Annotated in this window: 23 protein-coding genes; 16 read left to right on the top strand and 7 right to left on the bottom strand. The window is 71.0% G+C overall.

Translation table 11 applies throughout. The annotated features are described in order from the left end of the window. The first annotated feature begins 96 nt into the window (after window positions 1-96). From HAV40_RS22325 to HAV40_RS22280, 10 genes are all read left to right on the top strand, one after another. A complete protein-coding gene (locus tag HAV40_RS22325) occupies window positions 97-498 on the top strand; it encodes an OsmC family protein (RefSeq protein WP_166384334.1) in 402 nt (133 codons plus the stop codon). A gap of 86 nt (window positions 499-584) precedes the next feature. Then, window positions 585-977, top strand: coding sequence for a DUF1622 domain-containing protein (locus HAV40_RS22320; RefSeq protein ID WP_166384332.1), 393 nt, complete (start codon window positions 585-587; stop codon window positions 975-977). Continuing rightward, a complete protein-coding gene (locus tag HAV40_RS22315) occupies window positions 974-1,249 on the top strand; it encodes a DUF1622 domain-containing protein (protein ID WP_166384330.1) in 276 nt (91 codons plus the stop codon). Before HAV40_RS22320 ends, HAV40_RS22315 begins: the two co-directional genes overlap by 4 nt. Window positions 1,250-1,395: 146 nt before the next feature. After that, window positions 1,396-2,484: a Dyp-type peroxidase gene (locus tag HAV40_RS22310; protein ID WP_166384328.1), complete on the top strand. Its 1,089-nt coding sequence runs from the start codon at window positions 1,396-1,398 to the stop codon at window positions 2,482-2,484. A gap of 129 nt (window positions 2,485-2,613) precedes the next feature. Continuing rightward, the gene (locus tag HAV40_RS22305) at window positions 2,614-3,402 is read left to right on the top strand and encodes an SDR family NAD(P)-dependent oxidoreductase (protein ID WP_166384326.1); all 789 of its coding nucleotides are present in this window, start codon (window positions 2,614-2,616) and stop codon (window positions 3,400-3,402) included. Further along, a complete protein-coding gene (locus tag HAV40_RS22300; RefSeq protein WP_166384324.1) occupies window positions 3,380-3,775 on the top strand; it encodes a hypothetical protein in 396 nt (131 codons plus the stop codon). The genes HAV40_RS22305 and HAV40_RS22300 overlap by 23 nt, the downstream gene beginning before the upstream one ends. Window positions 3,776-3,843: 68 nt before the next feature. Then, window positions 3,844-4,353, top strand: coding sequence for a SigE family RNA polymerase sigma factor (locus HAV40_RS22295; RefSeq protein ID WP_166384322.1), 510 nt, complete (start codon window positions 3,844-3,846; stop codon window positions 4,351-4,353). Then, window positions 4,340-5,542: a sialidase family protein gene (locus tag HAV40_RS22290; protein ID WP_166384320.1), complete on the top strand. Its 1,203-nt coding sequence runs from the start codon at window positions 4,340-4,342 to the stop codon at window positions 5,540-5,542. Before HAV40_RS22295 ends, HAV40_RS22290 begins: the two co-directional genes overlap by 14 nt. A gap of 196 nt (window positions 5,543-5,738) precedes the next feature. After that, window positions 5,739-7,148: a family 2B encapsulin nanocompartment shell protein gene (locus HAV40_RS22285; RefSeq protein WP_338076426.1), complete on the top strand. Its 1,410-nt coding sequence runs from the start codon at window positions 5,739-5,741 to the stop codon at window positions 7,146-7,148. Window positions 7,149-7,241: 93 nt separating this feature from the next. Next, window positions 7,242-8,279: a family 2 encapsulin nanocompartment cargo protein polyprenyl transferase gene (locus HAV40_RS22280; RefSeq protein WP_166384316.1), complete on the top strand. Its 1,038-nt coding sequence runs from the start codon at window positions 7,242-7,244 to the stop codon at window positions 8,277-8,279. A 193-nt stretch (window positions 8,280-8,472) separates the two neighbouring features. Here HAV40_RS22280 and HAV40_RS22275 read toward each other — a convergent pair whose 3' ends face one another. From HAV40_RS22275 to HAV40_RS22265, 3 genes are read right to left on the bottom strand one after another with little or no spacing between them, the layout of a single operon-like run. Then, entirely contained in the window at window positions 8,473-9,012 is a 540-nt protein-coding gene (locus HAV40_RS22275; RefSeq protein ID WP_166384314.1) for a DUF1697 domain-containing protein, read from the bottom strand. After that, window positions 9,009-9,821 carry an Fpg/Nei family DNA glycosylase gene (locus HAV40_RS22270; protein WP_166384312.1) on the bottom strand — a complete coding sequence of 271 codons (813 nt, stop codon included), beginning with the start codon at window positions 9,819-9,821 and terminating at the stop codon, window positions 9,009-9,011. Before HAV40_RS22270 ends, HAV40_RS22275 begins: the two co-directional genes overlap by 4 nt. A gap of 23 nt (window positions 9,822-9,844) precedes the next feature. Further along, window positions 9,845-10,300, bottom strand: coding sequence for a MarR family winged helix-turn-helix transcriptional regulator (locus HAV40_RS22265; RefSeq protein WP_166384310.1), 456 nt, complete (start codon window positions 10,298-10,300; stop codon window positions 9,845-9,847). A gap of 92 nt (window positions 10,301-10,392) precedes the next feature. Between HAV40_RS22265 and HAV40_RS22260 the strand changes: the two genes are divergently transcribed. The 4 genes from HAV40_RS22260 to HAV40_RS22245 all read left to right on the top strand — a co-directional run bounded on the left by HAV40_RS22260 (window position 10,393) and on the right by HAV40_RS22245 (window position 13,844). Then, on the top strand, window positions 10,393-11,169 hold the full coding sequence (locus HAV40_RS22260) for a pirin family protein (protein WP_239087021.1): 777 nt from the start codon (window positions 10,393-10,395) through the stop codon (window positions 11,167-11,169). A 176-nt stretch (window positions 11,170-11,345) separates the two neighbouring features. Next, window positions 11,346-12,602 (top strand): GDSL-type esterase/lipase family protein, encoded by a 1,257-nt coding sequence (locus HAV40_RS22255; protein WP_166384306.1) that lies wholly within the window; start codon window positions 11,346-11,348, stop codon window positions 12,600-12,602. A 309-nt stretch (window positions 12,603-12,911) separates the two neighbouring features. Continuing rightward, window positions 12,912-13,658, top strand: coding sequence for a DUF2071 domain-containing protein (locus HAV40_RS22250; protein ID WP_166384304.1), 747 nt, complete (start codon window positions 12,912-12,914; stop codon window positions 13,656-13,658). A 3-nt stretch (window positions 13,659-13,661) separates the two neighbouring features. Beyond that, window positions 13,662-13,844, top strand: a complete 183-nt coding sequence (locus HAV40_RS22245; protein WP_166384578.1) for a MazG nucleotide pyrophosphohydrolase domain-containing protein — start codon at window positions 13,662-13,664, stop codon at window positions 13,842-13,844. Between the two features lie 254 nt (window positions 13,845-14,098). On the opposite strand, the gene HAV40_RS22240 is transcribed toward HAV40_RS22245, so the two are convergent. The 4 genes from HAV40_RS22240 to HAV40_RS22225 form a co-directional block, all read right to left on the bottom strand. Then, window positions 14,099-15,550 (bottom strand): MGH1-like glycoside hydrolase domain-containing protein, encoded by a 1,452-nt coding sequence (locus HAV40_RS22240; protein ID WP_166384302.1) that lies wholly within the window; start codon window positions 15,548-15,550, stop codon window positions 14,099-14,101. Further along, entirely contained in the window at window positions 15,547-16,443 is an 897-nt protein-coding gene (locus HAV40_RS22235) for a carbohydrate ABC transporter permease (RefSeq protein WP_166384301.1), read from the bottom strand. Before HAV40_RS22235 ends, HAV40_RS22240 begins: the two co-directional genes overlap by 4 nt. A 14-nt stretch (window positions 16,444-16,457) precedes the next feature. After that, window positions 16,458-17,420, bottom strand: a complete 963-nt coding sequence (locus HAV40_RS22230) for a carbohydrate ABC transporter permease (protein ID WP_166384299.1) — start codon at window positions 17,418-17,420, stop codon at window positions 16,458-16,460. Window positions 17,421-17,555: 135 nt separating this feature from the next. After that, entirely contained in the window at window positions 17,556-18,866 is a 1,311-nt protein-coding gene (locus HAV40_RS22225; RefSeq protein ID WP_166384297.1) for an ABC transporter substrate-binding protein, read from the bottom strand. Between the two features lie 388 nt (window positions 18,867-19,254). Between HAV40_RS22225 and HAV40_RS22220 the strand changes: the two genes are divergently transcribed. Continuing rightward, window positions 19,255-20,277 carry a LacI family DNA-binding transcriptional regulator gene (locus HAV40_RS22220; RefSeq protein WP_166384295.1) on the top strand — a complete coding sequence of 341 codons (1,023 nt, stop codon included), beginning with the start codon at window positions 19,255-19,257 and terminating at the stop codon, window positions 20,275-20,277. 38 nt (window positions 20,278-20,315) lie between these two features. Continuing rightward, window positions 20,316-21,746, top strand: coding sequence for a GH1 family beta-glucosidase (locus HAV40_RS22215; RefSeq protein ID WP_166384293.1), 1,431 nt, complete (start codon window positions 20,316-20,318; stop codon window positions 21,744-21,746). Window positions 21,747-21,756: the final 10 nt, after the last annotated feature.

The following is a 21,756-nucleotide window of genomic DNA, read 5'->3' as shown; positions in this document are numbered from 1 at the left end:
CGGCGAGGAGTGCCGGGCCGCGGCCGATGTCGCCGCTGTGCGTACTCGGCCGCCATGCCCGTGGGCGAGGGCGGGCCCGCCGGTAGCATGGCGATCATGGCAACGGTAAGGGTCGAACGCACCGACGACGGTTTCGTCGCCACCAACGAGCGCGGGGCCTCGGTCGCCGTCGGCAGCTCCGATCAGGACGGCGTGTTCTCCCCCGTCGAACTGCTGCTGGCAGCCCTGGGCGGCTGCGAGATCGTCACCGTCGAGCCGCTGACCGCCAAGCGCGGCCACCGCCTGGTCAAGCTGGCGGTTCGCGTCGACGCCGAGAAGGTCGCCCCGACGAAGCTCGGCCCGATCACCACCACGTACGAGATCGAGCTCCCGCCCGGCGACGACAAGGCCGCCGCCGTGTTCGAGTCGGTGGCCCACCGCGTCCACGAGAACCACTGCACCGTCGGCCGCGCCCTGCGCGACGGCACCGAGACCCACCAGGTCCTCCCACCCCACTGACCCTGATGTCCGGTTCCGGGGTCCTCGTCCCGCGATGCGGCGTAGCGTGAGGGCACGAGGGCCGGCGACGCGGCTGGGGGCGGTCCATGCAGCACCCGTGGGGTCAGGCCGCGCTGGCCAACCTGGTCGACCTGCTCGTCACGCTGGTCGAGGCGGCCGGCGCGGTGGTCATCTTCCTCGGCGCGAGCGTCGCGTTCGTCCAGTTCGTCGGCGCGGCGATCCGGGGGCGGCACACCGTCGACTTCGTACCGATCCGGCTGGGGCTCGGCCGTTTCCTCACCCTGGGCCTGGAGTTCCAGCTCGCCGGGGACATCCTGCGCACCGCGGTCGCGCCGACCCTGCGCGAGATCGCCGAACTGGCCGCCATCGCCACGATCCGCACCGCGCTGAACTACTTCCTCAACAAGGAGATCCAGGAGGCCCGCGCCGAGCTGAGCGGCGTCGCCGACCTGACCGCGCCGGGCCGGGCCGCACCGTGATCCTGCTGCCCGAGGTGGTGGTACGCGGCGCGGCCCTGCTCTGCGTGACGGCGGGTATCGCCGCCGGGGCGCTCATGTTCGCCCGGCGGCACTCGGGCCGGATGGCCCTGTCGGTGGCGATGGACTTCTGGCTCGCCGCGGGACTGCTCACCCTGTCCGTGGCCTCCACCTGGGCGGCGATCCTGACCGCCGCGGTGATCATCGCACTGCGCCGGACGCTCGTGCTGGCCCTGGCCCAGGGGCGTGCCCCGGTGCGACGCCGCGACGACTGACGGGTCGGACCCGCGTGACCCACCGAGCGCACGATCCCCAGGACTAACCGCACAGCCCGCTGAGCGAGGCCCCGACCAGCAGATTCCGGCGGTATACGGGCAGGTGACGTGACACGATTCGCGGAGGGTGACTGCGGGGAGGTCGGGTGGGCAGCGTCGAGTCGCAACCGGTGCTGACGGGCATCACCGAGGCCGCCGTGTTCCTGGTCGTGACGGTGCGCGACGGGGCCGAGGACGACGTCCGCGATGTGCTGGAGGACGTGTCGAGCCTGGCCCGCGCCGTCGGTTTCCGGGTCCCGGACGGCCGGCTGCAGTGCGTGGTCGGGATCGGCTCGCTGCTGTGGGACCGGCTGTTCGGCGGCCCGCGCCCGGCGGGCCTGCACCCGTTCCAGGAGCTCACCGGCCCGCGGCACGTCGCCGTGGCCACACCGGGCGATCTGCTGTTCCACCTGCGGGCCCGGCGCATGGACCTGTGTTTCGAGCTGGCCAGGCAGCTCATGGTCCGGCTGGCGGGGCGGGTCGACGTCGCCGACGAGACGCACGGCTTCAAGTACTTCGACGAGCGTGACCTGCTCGGTTTCGTCGACGGCACGGAGAACCCGACCGGCACCGCCGCCGCCAGGGCCGCGCTGGTCGGCGACGAGGACCCGGACTTCCTCGGCGGCAGCTACGTCATCGTGCAGAAGTACCTGCACGACCTGGCCGCGTGGAACGCGATCTCGGTGGCCGAGCAGGAGCGGGTGATCGGCCGGACCAAGCTCGACGACATCGAGTTCCCCGACGCGGCCAAGCCCGCCGACTCGCACCTGACGCTGAACACGATCGTGGACGCCGACGGCAACGAGCGCAAGATCGTGCGCGACAACATGCCGTTCGGCTCGGCCGGGTCGGGCGAGTACGGCACCTACTTCATCGGGTACGCCGGGCAGCCCGAGATCACCGAGCAGATGCTGCGGAACATGTTCGTCGGAGACCCGCCCGGCACCACCGACCGCATCCTGGACTTCTCCACGGCGGTCACCGGCAGCCTGTTCTTCGTCCCGTCGGCGGACCTGCTCGACGACCTGCCGCCGCCGCCGGGTGCCGCCGCCGAACCGGCCGGGCAGGGGCCGGGGGCACCGGCGGTGGAACTCGGGCCGCTGGGCGTGCCGGGCGCGGTGGCCGTGACGCCGGGCGAGACGGTGGTGGCGGAGACCGGATCCGGCGACGGGTCGCTGGGCATCGGCAGCTTGTAGGCCGGGGTCGAGCTCACCGGCCGGGTGAGGCCGCAGTGCCCGCGTTCGGGCCTGCCGAAGGCCGCTGACGTGGCACGATTCCGGTGAGGAGGCGTGCGGTGACGCGCCCGCCGGACCGCCCGTGAGGGGATGACGATGATGCTCTCCGGCAAACGCGCCCTGGTGTTCGCCGCCGACGAGCGGCTGGCCGAGAGCGTGGCCCGCCACCTGGGCAGGCTGGGCGCGCAGGTGTGGGTCAGCGGCCTGGACACCGAGGCCGTCGAGGCGCTGGCCGAGAAGGTCAACGCCGACGGCGGCGAGGCCCATCCGGCCACCGTCGACCCCACCGACCCCCATCATGTACGCGAATACGTCGCCGCCGTGGCCGCCAAGGGCCCGGTCGACGTGTGCTTCAACGGTTTCGAGCTGCCCGCGCACAGCTCCGGCGTCGGCGTGCCGTACCGCGACCTCGATCCGGCGGTGCTCACCGAGGCGCTGGGCGAGGTGATCGGAGCGCAGTTCCTGACCGCGCGGGAGGCCGCCCGGGTCATGGTCCCGGCCGGGCGCGGCTCGATCATCACGGTCGCGTCCACCAACGGCAGCAGCGGCCGCCCGCACACCGGGGCGCTCGGCGCGGTCGCGGGCGCGCTGGAGGCCCTGGCCCGCAGCATGGCCACCGAGTACGGGCCGTCCGGCGTACGGGTCAACCACGTGCGGGCCACCCGGCTGTCGACCGGCCCGATGTACTACGAGAACGCGCTCGGGCGGCCGGTGACCCTGGACGAGGTCGCCGGAACCGTCGCCTGGCTGTCGTCCGATGTGTCCGGAGGCGTCACCGGGCAGGTGATCGAGGTCAGCGGCGGGGAGCACGGGCTCAGCGAGGCCGTGGCCGCCCGCGGGCCGAGGAGGGAGCGCCATGTCGAACTCGATCTACCATGACGAATACGGCACGATCAGCCGCGACGACGGCGACGTGCTGGCGCTGACCTGGTCGGCGGCGACCGACCACATCAGCGACGACGCGTTCCGGGCGCTGATGTCCCGCTTCGCGCAGACCGCCGAGCAGGAGCCGACCCGCTACGCCGTGGTCGACGCGCGCGAGCTGCGCCACCGGCCGGACGCCGACTTCGACGACTGGTACGACCAGCACGTCGTGCCCAGCCTCGACCGCGCCGGGCTGGCCAAACTCGCCTACCTGATGCGCCCCGCCGAGGCGGCCGAGGCCGAACCGGCGCCCGAGGGCCCCGCCACGTTCCCGACGGCGTACTTCGACTCGATGGAGTCCGTGCGGGACTGGCTCACGTCCGGCTGAGATCCGTGGCGTGACAGTGCAACAGGACGGCCCCGCCCGGCGTACTTACCGGGTGGAGGTGGCGACTGGTGCCGGATCAAACGTTCGACGAGTTCGTCCATGCCGCCCTGCCCGCGCTCAGCCGCTACGCGTACGCCCTGACGGGTGAGCGCGCGGCCGCCGACGACCTGATCCAGGACACGCTGGTCAAGGTCGCCGGAGCGTGGCGGCGGGTGCACCGCGACGGCAGCCCGCTGGCGTACGCGCGCACGACGATGCTCAACACGTACCTGAGCGCGTGGCGGATCCGCCGCAGGCGGCCGGTCAGCGTGCCGATGGAGGTCGACTGGCCGTCGCCTGACGCGTACGGCCCGGTCGATGTCCGTGATCAGCTGCGCCGCGCCCTGGACGCGTTGCCACGCGCCCAGCGGGCGGTGCTGGTGCTCGGTTTTCTCGACGATCTGTCCGATGAGGAGATAGCCGCGATGCTGGACCGGCGTCCGGCCACGGTGCGCTCGCTGCGCCACCGGGGCCTGGCCGCGCTGCGCCGCCAGCTCGACAGCGACCAGGTGGAGGGCGGCCCCTATGCACGACGTTGAGCGTCTCCTGCGCGACGAGCTGCGACGGCGCTCGCAGCTGCCGCCGCCCTCGGCCGCCGCGGTCGTCACGGCCGTGCACGGCCTGCGCCGCCGCCGCCGGATCACCGGTGTGGCGGCGGTGTGCGCGGTCGCGGTGCTGGCCACCGTGGCCGGGACGGTCGCCTCGCTGCGGCCCACGGCCGGGTCGGCGCCCCCGGCGTTCCCGTCCCCGCCGCCGGTGGGCGCGGTGTCGCTGCTCGCGGAGCCGGAGGTCCACTTCGCCGACGCCGATCACGGGTTCGCGCTGGCCCAGGCCTGCCCGACCGACGTCTGCCAGCTGTACCTGGCGCAGACCGTCGACGGCGGTGCGACCTGGCAGCCGCGCCCCGTGCCCGGCGCGACGTTCCCCGCCGGGCAGGGCGGCTCGCCGGCCACACTGCGGGTGCTCGGCGCCACCACGGTCGCGCTGGACACCTTCGAGAGCCCCACGCGCAGGTTCACCGCCGACGGCGGCCGGACCTGGACCGAGCAGCCGGTGCAGCCGCGGGGCACGGTGCCGGAGATCCCCGAGGGCGGGCTGGCGGAGGTCCGCTCGGAGCCCGGCAAGCCGATCGGCATCGTCGTGCTGCTGCCGGACGGGACCTCGTCGACGCTGGCCACCCCGCCGGTGACCAGGCCGCTGACCTCGATGTGGTCGAACGTGCTGCGCGCCGACGACGGCAGCGACTGGGTGTACGGCGGCGACGACAACCGGACCTGGCTGTGGGTCAGCCGGGACCGGGGCCGTACGTGGCGGGAGGTGCCGCTGCCCGGCGACGCGGCGCTACCGGGCAACGGCCAGGGACCGGAGATCGCACACGGCCGGATCGTGTACGTCGTGGAGTCGTACCCGAAGCGCCGGGTCTGGCGCAGCGTCGACGACGGCGCGCACTGGGCTGACCTGGGCAGGGACCTTCCGCCCGACCCCGGCGGCGACATCGGGCTGGGCGCGGTGGTCGCGTTCGACGGCACCCTGTTCGTGTTCGGGCCGCCGCTGCCCGTGACCGTCTACCGGGCCATGCCGTCCGAGGACCGGCTGGGCCGGGTGGGCGACGTGCCCCCCTGGCAACGCGTCGGCGCCCGCTACCTGCAGGGCAGTGGGCCGAAGGGCACCGAGCAGCCCTTCCGGCTCTCCGCCGACGGGCTGACCTGGACCGAGTTGCGCCTGTAGCCGTACGCCGATCAAGGCTCCGTTCGCGCCGCTCACCCGGCGAGGACGGAGCCTTGGTCATGTCCGGGGCGGGTGCACCCTAGCAGAGGACGATCACCACTTCCAGACCTTTCGTTCATACCACTTTTACGATCAGAATTAGTGCGAACCGGACACCGGCGGGGATCTCCCCGCCGGTTCGTACTACCAGAAGTGGGTGATCGTGGTGTCTGTGGATTCCTCCGCGGAAGTCGAGAGTGGACAGGCACGGTCGAGTCTGGCCACGGCAGCGGCCCGCAATCTGGCGACGACGACGAAGTCGGCGCCCCAGATGCAGGAGATCTCGTCCCGGTGGCTGCTGCGCATGCTGCCGTGGGTCCAGGTCAAGGGCGGCACCTACCGGGTCAACCGGCGGCTGAGCTACGCCGTCGGGGACGGCCGAGTCAGCTTCACGACAGTCGGCGCGCAGGTCAAGGTCGTGCCGCCGGAGCTGTGCGAGCTGCCGCTGCTGCGCGACTTCGAGGACCTCGGGGTGCTCGGCGCGCTGGCCGACCGGTTCACACAGGCGGAGTACGCCCCCGGCGACGTGATCGTGGAGGCCGGCCGCCCGGCCGACCAGGTGCACCTCATCGCACACGGCAAGGTCAACAAGCTGGGCACCGGCAAGTACGGCGACCGCATCGTGCTCGGCGTGCTGGCCGACGGGGAGTACTTCGGCGACCAGTCGCTGACCAAGCTCGGCAGCACCTGGGACGTCACCGTCAAGGCGGTGACCAGCTGCATCGTCATGTCGATGAGCCGGGCCGCGTTCGACGAGGTCGTCGGGCAGTCCGAGCAGCTGCGCGACCACGTACGGCGGTTCCAGGCCAACCCGGTGCCGCCGCAGAACAAGCACGGCGAGGCCGCGATCGAGATCTCGGCCGGGCACCTCGGCGAGGCGCAGCTGCCCGGCACGTTCGTCGACTACGAGCTGTCCCCCCGGGAGTACGAGCTCAGCGTCGCGCAGACCGTGCTGCAGGTGCACACCCGCGTCGCGGACCTCTACAACGAGCCGATGAACCAGATCGAGCAGCAGTTGCGGCTCACCATCGAGGCCCTCAAGGAGCGCCAGGAGCACGAACTGATCAACCACCGGGAGTTCGGCCTGCTCCACAACGCCGACCTCAAACAGCGCATCCACACCCGGTCCGGGCCGCCGACGCCCGACGACCTCGACGAGCTGCTCAGCAGGCGGCGCAGCTCGCACCTGTTCCTCGCCCACCCGCAGGCCATCGCCGCCTTCGGCCGCGAGTGCACCCGCCGGGGCCTCTACCCGCAGGGCGTGGAGATCAACGGCAGCACCGTGCCCGCCTGGCGCGGCGTGCCCCTGCTCCCCTGCAACAAGATCCCGGTGAGCCCGAACCGGACCACCTCGATCCTGGTCATGCGCCTGGGCGAGGCCGAGCAGGGCGTCATCGGCCTGCACCAGACCGGCCTGCCCGACGAGTACCAGCCGAGCCTGTCGGTCCGGTTCATGGGCATCAACGACAAGGCGATCCTGTCGTACCTGGTCAGCGCCTACTACTCCGCCGCGGTGCTGGTCCCTGACGCGCTCGGGGTGCTGGAGAACGTGGAACTCGGCCACTGATCACAACCGCCGGGCACCTTGCCCCCGTGTGCGCACGTTGGACAGGGTGCCCGGCGTCTTTGTCGTAAGCCCTTCGGGAGAGGTGGGACCACCATGAGCACAGTGGAGATGGCACGCGGCCAGTCCGCACGGGACGTGCTGGCGTGGAGCCGCACGCTCGTCGACCCCGCGTTAAGAGCCGCGGTCGGCACGCTGCGGCCCTCGATGCGCCGCATTTCGGGGTATCACTTCGGCTGGTGGGACGCCGACGGCACGCCCGCCACCGGCGACGCCGGCAAGGCGATCCGGCCCGCGCTCGCGCTGGTCGCCGCCGAGTCCGTGGGCGGCGACGCGGCCCGCGCGGTGCCCGCGGCGGTGGCCGTGGAGTTGATCCACAACTTCTCGCTGCTGCACGACGACATCATGGACGGCGACGTCACCCGGCGGCACCGGCCCACCGCGTGGACGGTGTTCGGGCAGGCCCCGGCCATCCTCGCCGGGGACGCGCTGCTCGCCCTGGGCTTCGACGTGCTCGCCGGGTGCGGCCACCCGGCCGTGCCCGAGGCCGGGCGGCTGCTCAACTCGGCCGTTCAGGAACTGCTCGACGGGCAGAGCGCCGACCTCGAATTCGAGGAGCGCGACGACGTACGCCTGGCCGAGTGCCTGTCGATGGCCGAGTCCAAGACGGCCGCGCTGCTGGGCGGGGCGTGCGCGCTCGGGGCACTGCTCGGCGGCGGCACGGCCGAGCAGGTCGCGGCGCTGACCGAGTTCGGCCGCCGGATGGGGCTGGCCTTCCAGTTCGTCGACGACCTGCTCGGCATCTGGGGCGACCCGGCGGTCACCGGCAAGTCGATCCACTCCGACCTGGCCAGCCGCAAGAAGTCGCTGCCGGTCGTCGCCGCGCTCACCTCCGGCACCCCCGCCGGCCACGAGCTGTCCCTGCTGTACCAGCGCCAGGGCCCGCTCGACGGCCCCGAACTGACCCGCGCGGCCGAACTGGTCGAGGCCGCCGGAGCCCGCGCCTGGGCCCGTACCCGCGCCGACGCCCTGCTGGCCCAGGCCCTGCGCCGCCTCCACGCCGCCGACCTGGCCCTCTCCCCCGCCTCCCAACTACACGCCCTGGCCCGCCTCGCCACCCACCGCCAACACTGACCACCACCACTCCCTCGCCACACCACACACAGGCCGCGCCGCACAGCGACGCCCCGCCTTACGTAGACGCTGGCCTATCTCATCGAATTTGATCTACTTATTTTCGATGTGATAGGCCAGCGTCTATGCGAGACGCGGAGCGCGGAGCGCGGAGCGCGGGACGCGGAGCGCGGGACGCGGAGCGCGGAGGGGGTCAGGTGAGCAGGGTGGTGAGTTTGGTGACTGTGTTCCAGTTGCGGGCGGTGGCGACGGTTACGCCCAGGCGTTTTTGGAAGAGGAGGTGGGTCAGTTTGGTGTCGGCTGCGCCGTCGGGGAGCCACATGTGGACCTCGCGCTCGCCTGCCGCCAGGCGCTCGCCGGGTTTGGCGAGGGCTTCGACCTCGGCCAGTTTGGCGGGGTCGGCCTCGCCGGACAGGAAGACCACGAAGTGGCGGGACGGGTTGTCGGCGACGTCGCCGAGCGGGTTGGCGGCGATGATGCGGGCCAGGTCGGCCCCGTCGCGGACCAGGCAGCCGACGGACATGCCGAGTTCGGCCTCGATGGCCTTCTCCAGCTGCGTGGCGAGCGCCTGCTGATCCGGGGAGTCACTGCCGAAGACGACGTTGCCGCTCTGCAGCAGCGTCTTGACGTCCTCGTGGCCCAGGCCCTCGACGAGCTTGCGCAGGTCGGCCATGGAGATCTTCTTGTGGCCGCCGACGTTGATCCCGCGCAGCAGCCCGGCGTATCGCTTCACGAAGCACCCTTCTGACAGGTCGCGCACCAGTACGAGTTGCGCCCGGCCAGCTGCCCGCGGCTGACCGTGGTGCCGCAGACCAGGCAGGGCTGGTCGGGACGGCGGTACACGTAGACCTCGCCACCGTGCCGGTCGACCCGGGGCGGGCGGCCCATCGCCTCCGGCTCGTGCTCGGGGCGTACCGTGTCGATCCGGCCGCTGAGCACGGCCTTGCCCATCAGGTCGACCAGGTCGGCCCACAGTTCGCGCCACCCGGCGGGGGTCAGCGTGCGGCCGGGCGCGGTCGGGGCGAGCCCGGCCCGGAACAGCGCCTCCAACACGAAGATCAGGCCGGTCCCGGCCACGATCGACTGGTCGAGCAGCAGGGCGGCGAGGGCGTTGTTGCTGCGCTTGATGCGCTCGTACGCCTGATCGGGTTTGGCGTCGGCTCTGAGCGGGTCCGCGCCGAGCCGGGCGCGCAGCGCGTCGACCTCAGGCGGGTCGAGCAGTTCGCAGGCGGTCGGGCCGCGCAGGTCGAGCCAGTGCCGGGGGTTGGCCATGCGCAGCCGGATCTGCCCGACCGGGGGCGGCACGGGCCCGTCGCCGTCGGTGACCTTGCCGTAGAGCCCCAGGTGCACGTGCAGGCTGACGTCGCCGTAGTGGTGCAGCAGGTGCTTGCCGTACGCCTCGGTGTCGAGCAGGACCGCGCCGCTGATCCGGGCCGCGCCCTCGGCGAACCTGCCCTGCGGGCTGGTCACGGCGACCGGCTGACCGGCGAACAGTTCACGGTGCCGGTCGGCGAGCCGGCGTACGGTGTGTCCCTCGGGCATCGGTACACGATAGCCGGGCGGCCTCAGCCGAGCAGGTGGGCCCGCATGCGGGTGTACGCGTCGCGGACGTGGGCCCGGTCCTCGGCGCTGAGGTGGTCGAACATGTGCTCGCGGACCGCGCCGACGTGGCCGGGGGCGGCCTCGGCGAGTTTGGCCGCGCCGGCCGCGGTGAGTTCGGCGTGCATGCCGCGCCGGTCGTCGTCGCACTCGACCCGGCGCACCCAGCCCGCGTCTTCGAGCCTGGTCACCGCACGGGTCACGCCGCTGCGGGAGGTGAAGCTGGCATCGGCCAGGTCACGCATGCGCAGCCGGTGCCCCGGCGCTTCGGACAGGTGGACGAGCAGCTCATAATCGGTGAAAGAGACCCCGGCGTCCGTTTCGAGCTGCCGGTCGAGCGCCTGGATCAGCAACCGGGTCGCCTCCAGGTATGCCCGCCAGGTCTCCTGCTCGTCGTCGTCGAGCCACCGCGTCTGCGCCATGCCTCCAGTCTAGCGGGAATAGTTGACCGCGCAACAATGTCATGTATGCTGAATTCGTTGACAACGCAACGACCCGATCGAAAGGCACGGCCGTGAAGACCTCCACCGCCAAGCCCCGCCGCGAGCTCATCGACGTCCGGTACGCCGACGAGCGGGCCAAGACCCGCATCGGCTGGCTGGACTCCAAGCACTCGTTCTCGTTCGGGCGCCACTACGACCCGCGCAACACCCACCACGGGCTGCTGCTGGTCAACAACGACGACATCGTCAAGCCCGGCTTCGGCTTCGAGACCCACCCGCACCGCGACATGGAGATCGTGACCTGGGTGCTGCGCGGCTCGCTGGTGCACCAGGACTCCACCGGGCACAACGGCATCATCTACCCGGGCCTGGCCCAGCGGATGAGCGCGGGCAGCGGCATCCAGCACTCGGAGAAGAACGACTCCTGGCGGCTCGACGGCGACCGGCACGCCGACCCGGTGCACTTCATCCAGATGTGGGTGGTGCCCGACACCGACAACATCAAGCCCGGCTACGAGCAGCTGGAGATCGACGACGAGCTGCTGCGCGGCGGCCTGGTGACGGTGGCCTCCGGCATGAAGCAGCACTCCGGCGCGTCCGCGATCCGGATCCGCAACCGCCACGCGGCGCTGCACGTCGCGCGGCTGCAGGCGGGCGACAGCGTCCAGCTGCCGAACGCGCCGTACCTGCACCTGTTCGTGGCGCGCGGCGCGGTGACCGTGGAGCAGGCGGGCCCGCTGGCCCAGGGTGACTCGGTGCGGCTGACCGCCACCGGCGGCCAGCGGATCACCGCGAGCACGGCCGCCGAGGTCATGATCTGGGAGATGCACGCCGCGATCTCCGGCTGAGCACCCCACCGAAGTCACCGGACCCCCGCCCCTGCGCCCCAACGCGGCCGGGGGTCCGGTCTCCACTCCACTCGGATGATCGACGTATTGACGTACGTGCGCCGGTCGGACTTTGATGACCTCCTACCCGGACATCGCGCGACGGCGCGCAAGGTCCCTCCTGGAGGTCGATGTCCGTGGCCAGCCCCTCGCAGCGGCGGGTCGCCGTCGCGGCCGCCGTGCTCGTCGCCACCGCGCTCACCCTGGCCGTCGCCTGGGGCCGGTCGGGCGAACCCGCGCAGGCCGCACCGGGCGAGGGCTGGGTGGGCACCTGGGCGACCGCGCTCGCCCCGGCCGGTGGCGGCATCGCCGCCAAGGGCTTCACCAACCAGACGGTACGCATGACCGTACGCGCCTCGGTCGGCGGCGACCAGGCCCGCATCCGGCTGTCGAACGTGTTCGGCACGCAGCCGCTGACCGTCGGCCGGGCGACCCTGGCCCTGCCGGTCGCCAACGACACCCCGCAGATCCAGCCGGCCACCCTGCGCGAGCTGACCTTCGACGGACGCCAGCAGGTCACCGTGCCCAAGGGCGGGCAGGTGCTCAGCGACCCGGTCCCGATGGGCGTGCAGGCCCTGCAGGAGCTGACCGTCAGCGTGTTCCTGCCGGTGGCGACCGGTCCGGTGAGCTTCCAGTTCAACGCGCGTGAACCGGCGTACGTCGGCGCGGGCGACCAGGCTGCCAAGGCCGAGTACGCGGTCACCGACAGCCGCAACTACTGGTTCTTCCTCAGCGGCGTGGACGTGCGCACCGCCCACGACGCCGGAGCCGTGGCGGTCATCGGCGACTCGCTGACCGCCGCCAACGGCTCGACGCTGGGCCTGCACCGGCGCTGGACGGACTACCTGTCGGCCCGGCTGCACGACGACGCGGGCGAGGCCGACCCGGCCGTACTCAACCTGGGCCTGGCCGGCAACGCGCTGACCCACGACGGATCCGAGATCGGCTTTCCCGAGCTGGGCGTGAACGGTTTGGCCAGATTTCTGCGCGACGGCCCTGGGCAGACCGGCGTGCACACGGTCGTCGTCGCGCTCGGCATCAACGACATCCAGATCTACGACGAGTCTCCCGAACGGATCATCTTCGGGCTGCGCCAGCTGGCCACGCAGGCCCGTGAGCTGGGGTTGCGGGTGATCGGCTGCACGCTGGGGCCGTTCCAGGGGTTCAGCTCGTGGACGCCGGGCAAGGAGAACACCCGGCTGGCGGTGAACGCCTACCTGCGCGACAGCGCGCAGTTCGACGACGTGATCGACCTGGACGCGGTGCTGCGCGACCCGGACGCGAGCGCGAAGCTGCGGGCGGCGTACGACAGCGGCGACCACATCCACCCCAACGACGCGGGCAACGAGGCGATCGCGAAGGCCGTACCACTGGATCAGTTGGCCGGATCGTAATCAATTTAAATATCTAGTTGCTTGACACTTAGTTGCACGCGCAGGAAGCTGAGTTCACGCACGTCAGGCATCCTTCGGAAGGTGGTGTTCACCATGTCCGCATTGGAGTTCGCTCTCGAGTACGCACTGGAGTTCGCACTCGAGTAGGCCGCTCACGGCCTCTGACACGACGGCGGCGGCGCACCCTCTCCGGGGTGCGCCGCCGCTGCCGTACGGCGGATGTCACCTGGCCCACAACGCCCTTGAGCATTTGCTCAAACAAGCCTACAGTGCCGTTTGAGCACACGCTCAAACACTGAAGGAGCTGCCGTGAAGCTGCCGCGCTTGCAGAGCGAGATCCAGCGCCGCCTGCTGGTGAACTACCGCGCCGACCCCGACCTGGTCGCCCGGATGCTGCCCGAGCCCTTCCGGCCACAGCTCGTACACGGCTCGGCCGTTGTCGGCATCTGCCTGATCCGGCTCGGCGGCACCCGGCTACCCGGCATGCCGTACGCCACCGGCCTGCGCCCCACCGAGAACGGCGCGCACCGGATCTCCGTCGCGTGGGACACCCCCGAGGGCGAGCGCACCGGCGTGTTCATCCCCCGCCGCGACAGCCACTCCCGGGCGACCGTCGCGCTCGGCGGACGGCTCTACCCCGGCTGGCACCACCGCTCGATCTTCACCGTCGCCGAGACCGACACCGACCTGCGGGTGTCCTTCCGCTCGACCGACGACGAGGCATACGTCGACGTGCACGCCCGCATCACCGACCACCTCACCGGCAGCGCCCTGTTCAGCGACCTCGCCGACGCCTCGCGCTTCTTCCGCACCGGCTCGGACGGCTACTCCCCGTCCCGCCACCCCGGCATCCACGAGGGCCTGCGCCTGGTCGCCACCCGCTGGCACCTCGAACCCGCCGACATCCTCCACGCCGCCTCGTCCTACTACGACGACCCCCACCTCTTCCCCGCCGGAACCATCGCCCTCGACAGCGCCCTGGTCATGCGCCACCTGCCCGTCACCTGGCAATCCCTGCCCGCGCTGGAAAGGAAGGGCACCTTCACATCGGTATAGGTGATGCAAGGGCACCTGCCCGGCGGCCGGGAGGCGCTGGCGCACGAACTGGCCGACTGCCTGTGGTCGGTGCTGGTACTGGCCCACCGTTACGACTTCGACCTCGCCGCCGAGTTCGACCGCACCATGGCGGGCGTGGCGCAGCGCGTGACCAGCCGGCTGGATGCACTGCCCGCTGCGGACTGAGTCCGGTCCGGTCTTGCTCTCCGGCGTGCCTTCCGGCCTCGCTCGTCCCGGGACAACCGCCGTCACCTCCCACACCTGAGCCGGGTCGAACAGCGACGGACCCGGCATCCCGTGGCTCACGCGCCGCTACTCGACGAAGATCTGTTTTTGCGGACGCCTGCTGCCCCTCTGGGGGCACTCAGCGTCCACAAAAACAGATCTTGTAGCGGCCACGCCATGCGGCAACGGCAAGCAGCGGCGTGTCCTTCCTTTCCTCAGAGCGTGTGGTGGCCGGGGAGGAGGGGGATGGTGCGGTCGGGCAGAGAGAGGGTGATGGGGGCGGAGGTGGTGACGGTGAGGGTGGTGTCGTCGGAGATGAGGGTGACGCGGGTGTCGCCGACGCGGAGGTTGCGGATGCCGGTGCGGCCGGGCAGGTGGGGGCGGTAGTGGACGGTGCTGGTCAGGGCGTCTACGCGGAAGCCGAGGACGTGCTCGATGAGCATCGAGATCGGGGCGAGGGCCGACCAGCCGCAGAAGTCGGGACGCACCGGGGTGCGGTCGTCCTTGGCCGTGGACGGGGCCGGGCGGGTCGGCGAGTACGCCTCCCAGATCGTCGACGGAGAGTATGACGACCACGTGCGCGCCATGTGGCGGATCAGGTCGAGGGACGCGCGATGGGCCAGGTCCGCGTGGCCGTGGTCGGCCAGGGCACGGGCGCTCGCATAGGCGACGGGAATCCACACCCCGCCCCGCCAGTACATCCCGTCGGGCCGGAACGCGGGGTCGTCCCGCGCGACCGACGGCCAGGGCACCTCTCCCCCGAAACAGGAAGGGTCGGCCAGCGCCGCCGCCAGCGCGTCGGCCTGGTCCGCGTCACAGGCTCCGGCCAGCAGCGGCCAGTACACCGCGGGAGTGCGTACCCGGTGGAAGTCGTGCGGGGCCTCGCTGAAGCGGTCGAAGTAGCAGCCGTCCGACGCCGACCAGAAGTCGTCGACCAGCGCGACGAGCCGCGCGTGGTGCGCGTCGTATTCGGCGGCGAGGTCGAGTTCGCCGATGAGCCGGGCCAGGTCCGCGATCGAGCGGGCCGACAGGGCCTGCTGGGCCGCGACGTCGAACCACAGGATGCCGCCCGACGTGCCGTGCTCGCCCTGGATCGGCGCGCGCGGCGTGTTGTCCATGCCGCTGGTCACGCCCTCCCACAGGTAGCCGCGCGGCACGCGCTCGATCGTCGTCGCGATGTTGCTGTGTGGGAAGCGGCTGCCCGCCGCGGTGCCCTCCATGAACGCGAAGTGCTGCTGCAGGTAGGCACGGTCGCGCAGCAGCCAGCGGACCCGGTCCAGGTCACCGGTGTGACGCACGTATTCGGCCTCGGACCAGGCGAACAGCGGCGGGTTGTCCGGATGGTGGATCTTCAGGGACGTCGGCTCACCGTCGTACATCGGGCGGTAGAAGTTGTCGAAGCTCTCCACCCCCGGGAACAGGTCGGGGGCGTACTTGCAGAAGTGCGCCATGAAGCACGTGTCCCAGATCCAGATGGTGTCCGGATCGAACCCCTCGTCCATGTACGGCGAGCGCGGCGCCCCCTCCCGCGTGACGACGTGCTGGTAGGCCAGCTCCCACGCGGCCCAGTACAGCTCGACGAGTTCGGGTTCGGCGTCGAGGACGGGCGCGGGCAGGGCCGAGCGGTCCAGCGGCACCTGGGCCGCGACGGGCTGGGGGGCGTTCATTTGATCTCCGCGATGGCGACGCCCTTGTCGATGTACTTCTGCCCGAGGGCGTACAGGACGACGGGTGGGATGAGCGAGATGACGATGGCCGCCATGAGCATGGGCAGCGACGAGCCGAACGGCGAGGTGAAGTACAGCAGGCCCAGGGGCAGGGTGCGGTTCTCCTCGCCGGTCAGGTAGATCAGCGGGCCGAACAGTTCCCGCCAGCTGCCCAGGAACGTGAACACCGCGACCACGATGATGACCGGCTTGGACTGCGGCAGGATGATGTGCCACCAGGTGCGCAGGGTGCCGCAGCCGTCGATGCGGGCGGCCTCGTCGACCTCGCGCGGCAGGCTGAGGAAGAACTGCCGGAACAGGAAGATCTCGAACGCGGCCCCGAACAGCTTCGGGATCAGCAGCGGGTAGAAGGTGTCGATCCAGCCGATCTCGCGGTAGAAGCGGTACAGCGAGATGGTCATGACCTGGCCGGGCAGCATCATCGTGGCGAGCACGACCATGAACAGCGCGTTGCGGCCGGGGAAGCGGAAGCGGGAGAAGCCGTACGCGACGAACGACGACGACAGGATGTTGACCACGACGGCGTACACCGCGAGCCACAGGCTGTTGCCGATGTAGTGCAGGAAGTCGTACTTGAAGATGACGTCGCTGAAGTTCTCCCAGCGGAACGGGCTGGGGATCCACTCGAACGGCACCGCGAAGTACTGGTTGGTGTCCTTGAGCGACTGCGACACCAGCCATACGAACGGGAACAGCAGCAGCAGGCAGAACAGGCTCAGCGCGGCGACGCGCGCGGTCAGCTCCCAGCGTGCCCGGCTGTTGCGGCGGCGCTTGAGGGTGCTCGTCGCGGGCGGGACGGGTGTCGTGGCGGGGCGCTCCAACAGGTCTTGCATGGCAGTCCTCCGGATCAGTTCTGGTCGGCGTCGCCGTACGCGGTGAAGCGCCGGGCCAGCCAGAGCACCAGGCCGGTCAGCACCAGGGTGGCGGCGAACATGATGAACGCCAGCGCCGAGGCGTAGCCCATGTCCTGGTAGACGAAGCCCTTGACGTACAGGTAGGTCACGAACGTGCCGAGGCTGTTCTCGTAGCCCAGCGGGTTGCCGGTGGCGACGCCGCCGCTGTTGGCGAACGCGAGCGGGGTCTCGAAGACCTGGATGTGCCCGATCAGCGCCATGACGGTGTTGAACACGATGACCGGCGACAGCAGCGGCAGGGTCACCTTGCGGAACATCTGCCAGGGCCCGGCCCCGTCGACGCGGGCGGCCTCGAAGTAGCTGGCCGGAATGCCCTTGAGGCCGGCCAGGAAGATCAGCATGGTGCCGCCGGTGAACCAGATGTTGACCAGGATCAGCGCGACCAGGGCCAGCCAGGGCTTGTCGGAGTCACCGAGCCAGTTGACCGGCTCGGTGCCGAACACGCTGAGGAACATGTTGGCCAGGCCGACCTCGCCGCCCCGGAACACCTGCTTGAACAGGTACGCGGTGGCGATGCCGACGAGTAGGCTCGGCACGTAGATCAGGGTGCGGAAGACGTGGTTGCCGCGGAAGTCCTTGAACAGCAGCAGCGCCAGGATCAGGCCCAGCCCGATCGAGATGACCGTCGAGCCGATGACGTAGATCAGCATGTTCCCGGCGATGGTCGCGAACACCGGGTCGTCGGTGAGGATCTTGGAGTAGTTGTCGGTGCCCACGAACCGGATCGTGCGGAACACGTTGGCCTTGGACAGGCTGGTCATGAACGCGGCGATCAGCGGCGCGACGCCGAACATGAGGAAGCCGAGCAGCCACGGGCTGATGTAGAGGTATCCCTGCACCCCCTCCCGCCGCCACCAGCGGCGCTTTTGCCGCTGCGGGTCAAGAGCCATGGTCATGGGGTACGCCTCCGGTCGGAACCTGCGCCGAACGGGCGCGGATGGGGTCGGGCGGGGTGGTGGGCCCGGCCGCCCCCGTGGTGGCCGGGCCCGGCCGGTGCCGCCCCGCGCGTGTGGGGCGGCACCGGCGAAGGGCTACTGCGTCAGCAGCGCGTTGCCCTTCTTCTCGATCTCACCGGCGGCCTGCTCGGGGGTGAGCTTGCCACGGCCGAGATCGTCGATGATCAGGCCGACGTCCTTGCCCAGTTCCTCCTTGACGGTCAGCAGACCGGGGCGGAAGGCGGGCACGGAGGCCAGCAGGGTCGGCGCGAAGTCCTTCGGGGTGATGAACTCGGGCAGCTTCTTCAGCGCCTCGACGTCGACGGGCACGTCGCTGAACTTCGCGAACTCGACCTGGTTCTCGGTCTTGAGCATCCACTTCAGGAACGCCCAGGCCTCCTTGGGGTGCTCGCTCTCACCGGAGATCGCGTACCCGTTGGCGCCGGAGTAGAGGACCAGGCTGTCGCCGATCTTCGGCAGCGGGAAGACGCCGATGTTCGGGGACTTGGCGGCGATGTCGGCGAAGTTCCACGGGCCGACGCGGGCCATGGCGACCTTGCCGGTGCGCAGGCTGTCCAGGTCGCCGTTGAGCCACTGGTTCTCGCGCTGCTCGTCGATCGGCGGCACGATCTTGTCGGTGAACAGGCTGGCGTAGTCGGCCAGGCCCGCGATGCCCTGCGGGCTGTTCACGGTGACCTTGGTCGGGCTGACGAAGTTGTCGTACATCGAGCCGCCGCGCATCGCGATCAGCGACTCCCAGAAGTTGATGCTGCCCGGGTGCAGGGCGTACTGGGTGACCTTGCCGGCCGCGTTGACCTTGGTGAGCTTCTTGGCCATCTCCTTGAAGGCGTCGAAGGTCATCGGCACCGACGGGTCGGGCGTGGCCACCCCGGCGGCCTTGAACAGGTCCTTGTTGTAGCCGACCAGCGGCACGGAGATGCCGACGGGCATCGCGTACTGCTTGTCCTTCCAGCCGAACACGCCGACCGGGCCGGGCTGGGCGCCCTTGGTGGCGTCGGCGTAGCCGTCCATCTTCTTGAGGTCGGCGAAGACCTCGTTGTCGAAGTACGACGCGGCGAAGCAGGAGCACAGGCCGACCACGTCGTAGGCGTTGCCGCCGGCGGTGGTGGTCTTCACCTTGTCCCAGTACGCGTCCCAGGGCAGGAACTCGGACTTGATTTTGATGTTCGGGTTGGCGGCCTCGAAGCCGTCGAGCCACTTGCGGTAGAGCGCGTCCTTCTCGGGGGTGTTGCTCCACCAGCCCCAGCTGATGGTGACCGGGCCGTCGGTGGCCTCGGGCTCGTCGCCGCTGCCGCAGCCCGCGGTGACGAGCGAGGCGGCCAGCAGCAGCGCGGTCAGGACGGCGCCGGGCCTCCGGCGGAACTTCCTGGATCGAGCATGCTCCATAGTGAACTCCTGTGAGGTGCGATGCGCGTGGAGAGGTGCGGAAGCGTTGCGTCCGACCGGCATCGAGCGGACCCCCGGAGTGAATCCCCCGGCGGCCCTGTCGCGATCCATCAGACGCGATGTTGAACTAAATCGAAACAGTGACCGGGACCATAGCCCGCGCCCACAGGTACGTCAACACCGTGTTACGCCGGAAACTTTTACGCCATGTCCCCAGAGGAGTATCACCGCAGATGAACGAGTATTCGCACGGGCACAACGGATCCGGGAGCACCGGAACCCGATCGACCGGGGTCTTCCGCACGACGGAGAGCGCTGCTACTGTCCCGGTCCGTAACGAAATCGGTTTAGTAACGAGGGAGCTGCCCATGCGGAACGGAGGACGGCCGTGAAGCGCCCGACCATCGCCGACATCGCCGGCCGCGCGGGGGTCTCCCGGTCGGCGGTCTCGTTCGCGCTCAACGACCAGCCCGGCGTCTCCGAGGAGACCCGCCAGCGGGTCCTGGCCGTGGCGTCCGAACTGGGCTGGCGGCCGCACAGCGCGGCCCGCGCCCTGCGCGGCGGCCGGGCCGGGGCGATCGGCCTGGCCCTGCAGCGGCCCGCGCGGCTGCTCGGGGCCGAGCCGTTCACCATGGAGCTGATCAGCGGCCTGGAGTCCGAGCTGTCGGCCCGCTCCTGCGGCCTGAACCTGCAGGTCGTCGAGGACACCGAGGCCGAGATCGCCACCTACCGCCGCTGGTGGGCCGAGCACCGCGTCGACGGCGTCATCGTGCTCAACCTGCTCGACGACGACCCGCGCGTCGGGGTGCTGGAGGACCTGCACCTGCCCGCCGTCGTCATCGGCGGACCGGCCGGGACCGGCTCGCTGCCGAGCATCTGGTCGCAGGACGCCGCCGGCATGACCGACGTGGTCGAATACCTGGCCGCACTGGGTCACCGCCGCCTCGCGCACGTCGCGGGCGACCCGAACATGCGCCACATCGTGGACCGCACCACCGCCCTGCACGAGGTGTGCCGCCTGCGCGGCCTGCCCGAGCCGGTGACGGTGCGCGCCGACTTCTCCGACGAGGACAGCGCGCAGGCCACCCGGCGGCTGCTGGCCGCACCGGACCGGCCGACCGCGATCATCTACCACACCGACCTGACCGCGGTGACCGGACTCGAAGTGGCGCTGGAGATGGGCCTGTCCGTGCCGGACGAGCTGTCGCTGGTCGCGTTCAACGACTCCCGGCTGTGCCGCCTGGTCAACCCGAAGCTGACCGCGCTGGCCCACGACATTCCGGGCCGGGGCGCGCAGGCGGCGCGGATGCTGTTCGCCGCCATCGACGCCGGGCCGGGAGCCGAGTCCCAGCCCGCCGAGCCCTACCGGCTGCTGCCCCGCGGCAGCACCGGGGTGTACCGCACGCGCTGACCGCCCGACAGGGCCCTGACCCCCAAGGAGTGCCGCCGATGACCGCCCCCACGGAGACCGCGCCCGACCGCCGCCACGCACCTCCGGAGTTCCCCGCGGGATTCCGCTGGGGCGCGGCGACCGCGGCGTTCCAGGTCGAGGGCGCCCTGGACGCCGACGGGCGGACGCCGTCGGTCTGGGACACCTTCACCGCCGTCCCCGGTCGGGTGGACAACGGCGACCGCGCCGACCTCGCCGTCGACCACTACCGCCGCTACCGCGACGACGTGGCGCTGATGGCCCGGCTGGGCCTGACCACGTACCGCTTCTCGGTGTCCTGGCCGCGGGTGCAGCCCGACGGGCGCAGCGCGGCCAACACCAAGGGGCTGGACTTCTACTCGCGGCTGGTGGACGAACTGCTCGACAACGGCGTCGAGCCCATGCTGACCCTGTACCACTGGGACCATCCGCAGGTGCTGCAGGACGCGGGCGGCTGGGCGAACCGCGACATGACCGAGCGATTCGCCGACTACACGGCACTGGTCGCGGCGCGCCTCGGCGACCGGGTGCCGCTGTGGATCACGCTGAACGAGCCGTGGTGCACCGCGTTCCTCGGCCACGCCTCCGGCATCCACGCGCCGGGCGTCGCCGACGACGCCACCGCGCTGACCGTGGCGCACCACCTGAATCTGGCGCACGGCCTGGGCGTACAGGCACTGCGCGCGGCCCTGCCCGCCACCGCCCAGGTGTCGGTCGCGCTCAACCCGGCCCCGGTCCGCACCCCCGTCGACACCCCCGAGAACCGCGACGCGGTGCGCCGGGCCGACGCGCTGCGCAACCGGATCTTCCTCGATCCGCTGCTGCGCGGGGAGTATCCGGCCGACCTGATCGCCGACACCGCGCACGTCACCGACTGGGGCTTCGTGCACGACGGCGACCTGGCCACGATCACCGCGCCGATCGACCTGCTGGGCGTGAACTACTACACGCCGCTGTACGTCGCCGCCGGTCCCGGTCCCGCCGACCCGTACAACCGCTGGGTCGGCAGCGACGGCCTGGTGCACATCGCCCCCGCCGACGGCCCGTCGACCATCCACGGCGTCGTCGACGCGGGCGCGCTGCGCGAGCTGCTCAACCGCATCCGCCACGACTACGGCCCGGTGCCGATCATCATCGCCGAGAACGGGGTCGCCTCGGCCGACCAGGTAGGCCCCGACGGCAGCGTCGACGACGCCGGCCGGGTCGCCTACCTGCACGCGCACCTGGCCGCCCTGCACGACGCCATCGGCGACGGCGTCGACGTGCGCGGCTACGTGATGTGGTCCCTGATCGACAACTTCGAGTGGGTGTACGGCTACAGCCAGCGCTTCGGCCTCATCCACGTCGACCGCGACACCCAGCACCGCACCATCAAGAACAGCGGCCACTGGTTCCGGCAGGTCATCGCCGCGAACGCCATCCCGCCACTGGACCCGCCCGCAGCCGGCTGACGGGCGTAGC

This window comes from Catellatospora methionotrophica, from assembly GCF_011297335.1.
GTDB lineage: Bacteria > Actinomycetota > Actinomycetes > Mycobacteriales > Micromonosporaceae > Catellatospora > Catellatospora methionotrophica.
Note: the sequence above shows the minus strand (reverse complement) of the source record. Positions and strands in the feature narration are given on the sequence as shown.

What these genes read in the sequence shown, in the direction of transcription:
- HAV40_RS22325 (WP_166384334.1), top strand. Translation starts at nt 97, where the DNA reads ATGGCAACGGTAAGGGTCGAACGCACCGACGACGGTTTCGTCGCCACC.
- HAV40_RS22280 (WP_166384316.1), top strand. Translation starts at nt 7,242, where the DNA reads ATGAGCACAGTGGAGATGGCACGCGGCCAGTCCGCACGGGACGTGCTG.
- HAV40_RS22215 (WP_166384293.1), top strand. Translation starts at nt 20,316, where the DNA reads ATGACCGCCCCCACGGAGACCGCGCCCGACCGCCGCCACGCACCTCCG.
- HAV40_RS22290 (WP_166384320.1), top strand. Translation starts at nt 4,340, where the DNA reads ATGCACGACGTTGAGCGTCTCCTGCGCGACGAGCTGCGACGGCGCTCG.
- HAV40_RS22265 (WP_166384310.1), bottom strand. Translation starts at nt 10,300, where the DNA reads ATGGCGCAGACGCGGTGGCTCGACGACGACGAGCAGGAGACCTGGCGG.
- HAV40_RS22235 (WP_166384301.1), bottom strand. Translation starts at nt 16,443, where the DNA reads ATGCAAGACCTGTTGGAGCGCCCCGCCACGACACCCGTCCCGCCCGCG.
- HAV40_RS22230 (WP_166384299.1), bottom strand. Translation starts at nt 17,420, where the DNA reads ATGACCATGGCTCTTGACCCGCAGCGGCAAAAGCGCCGCTGGTGGCGG.
- HAV40_RS22300 (WP_166384324.1), top strand. Translation starts at nt 3,380, where the DNA reads ATGTCGAACTCGATCTACCATGACGAATACGGCACGATCAGCCGCGAC.
- HAV40_RS22320 (WP_166384332.1), top strand. Translation starts at nt 585, where the DNA reads ATGCAGCACCCGTGGGGTCAGGCCGCGCTGGCCAACCTGGTCGACCTG.
- HAV40_RS22245 (WP_166384578.1), top strand. Translation starts at nt 13,662, where the DNA reads ATGCAAGGGCACCTGCCCGGCGGCCGGGAGGCGCTGGCGCACGAACTG.
- HAV40_RS22270 (WP_166384312.1), bottom strand. Translation starts at nt 9,821, where the DNA reads ATGCCCGAGGGACACACCGTACGCCGGCTCGCCGACCGGCACCGTGAA.
- HAV40_RS22225 (WP_166384297.1), bottom strand. Translation starts at nt 18,866, where the DNA reads ATGGAGCATGCTCGATCCAGGAAGTTCCGCCGGAGGCCCGGCGCCGTC.
- HAV40_RS22305 (WP_166384326.1), top strand. Translation starts at nt 2,614, where the DNA reads ATGACGATGATGCTCTCCGGCAAACGCGCCCTGGTGTTCGCCGCCGAC.
- HAV40_RS22240 (WP_166384302.1), bottom strand. Translation starts at nt 15,550, where the DNA reads ATGAACGCCCCCCAGCCCGTCGCGGCCCAGGTGCCGCTGGACCGCTCG.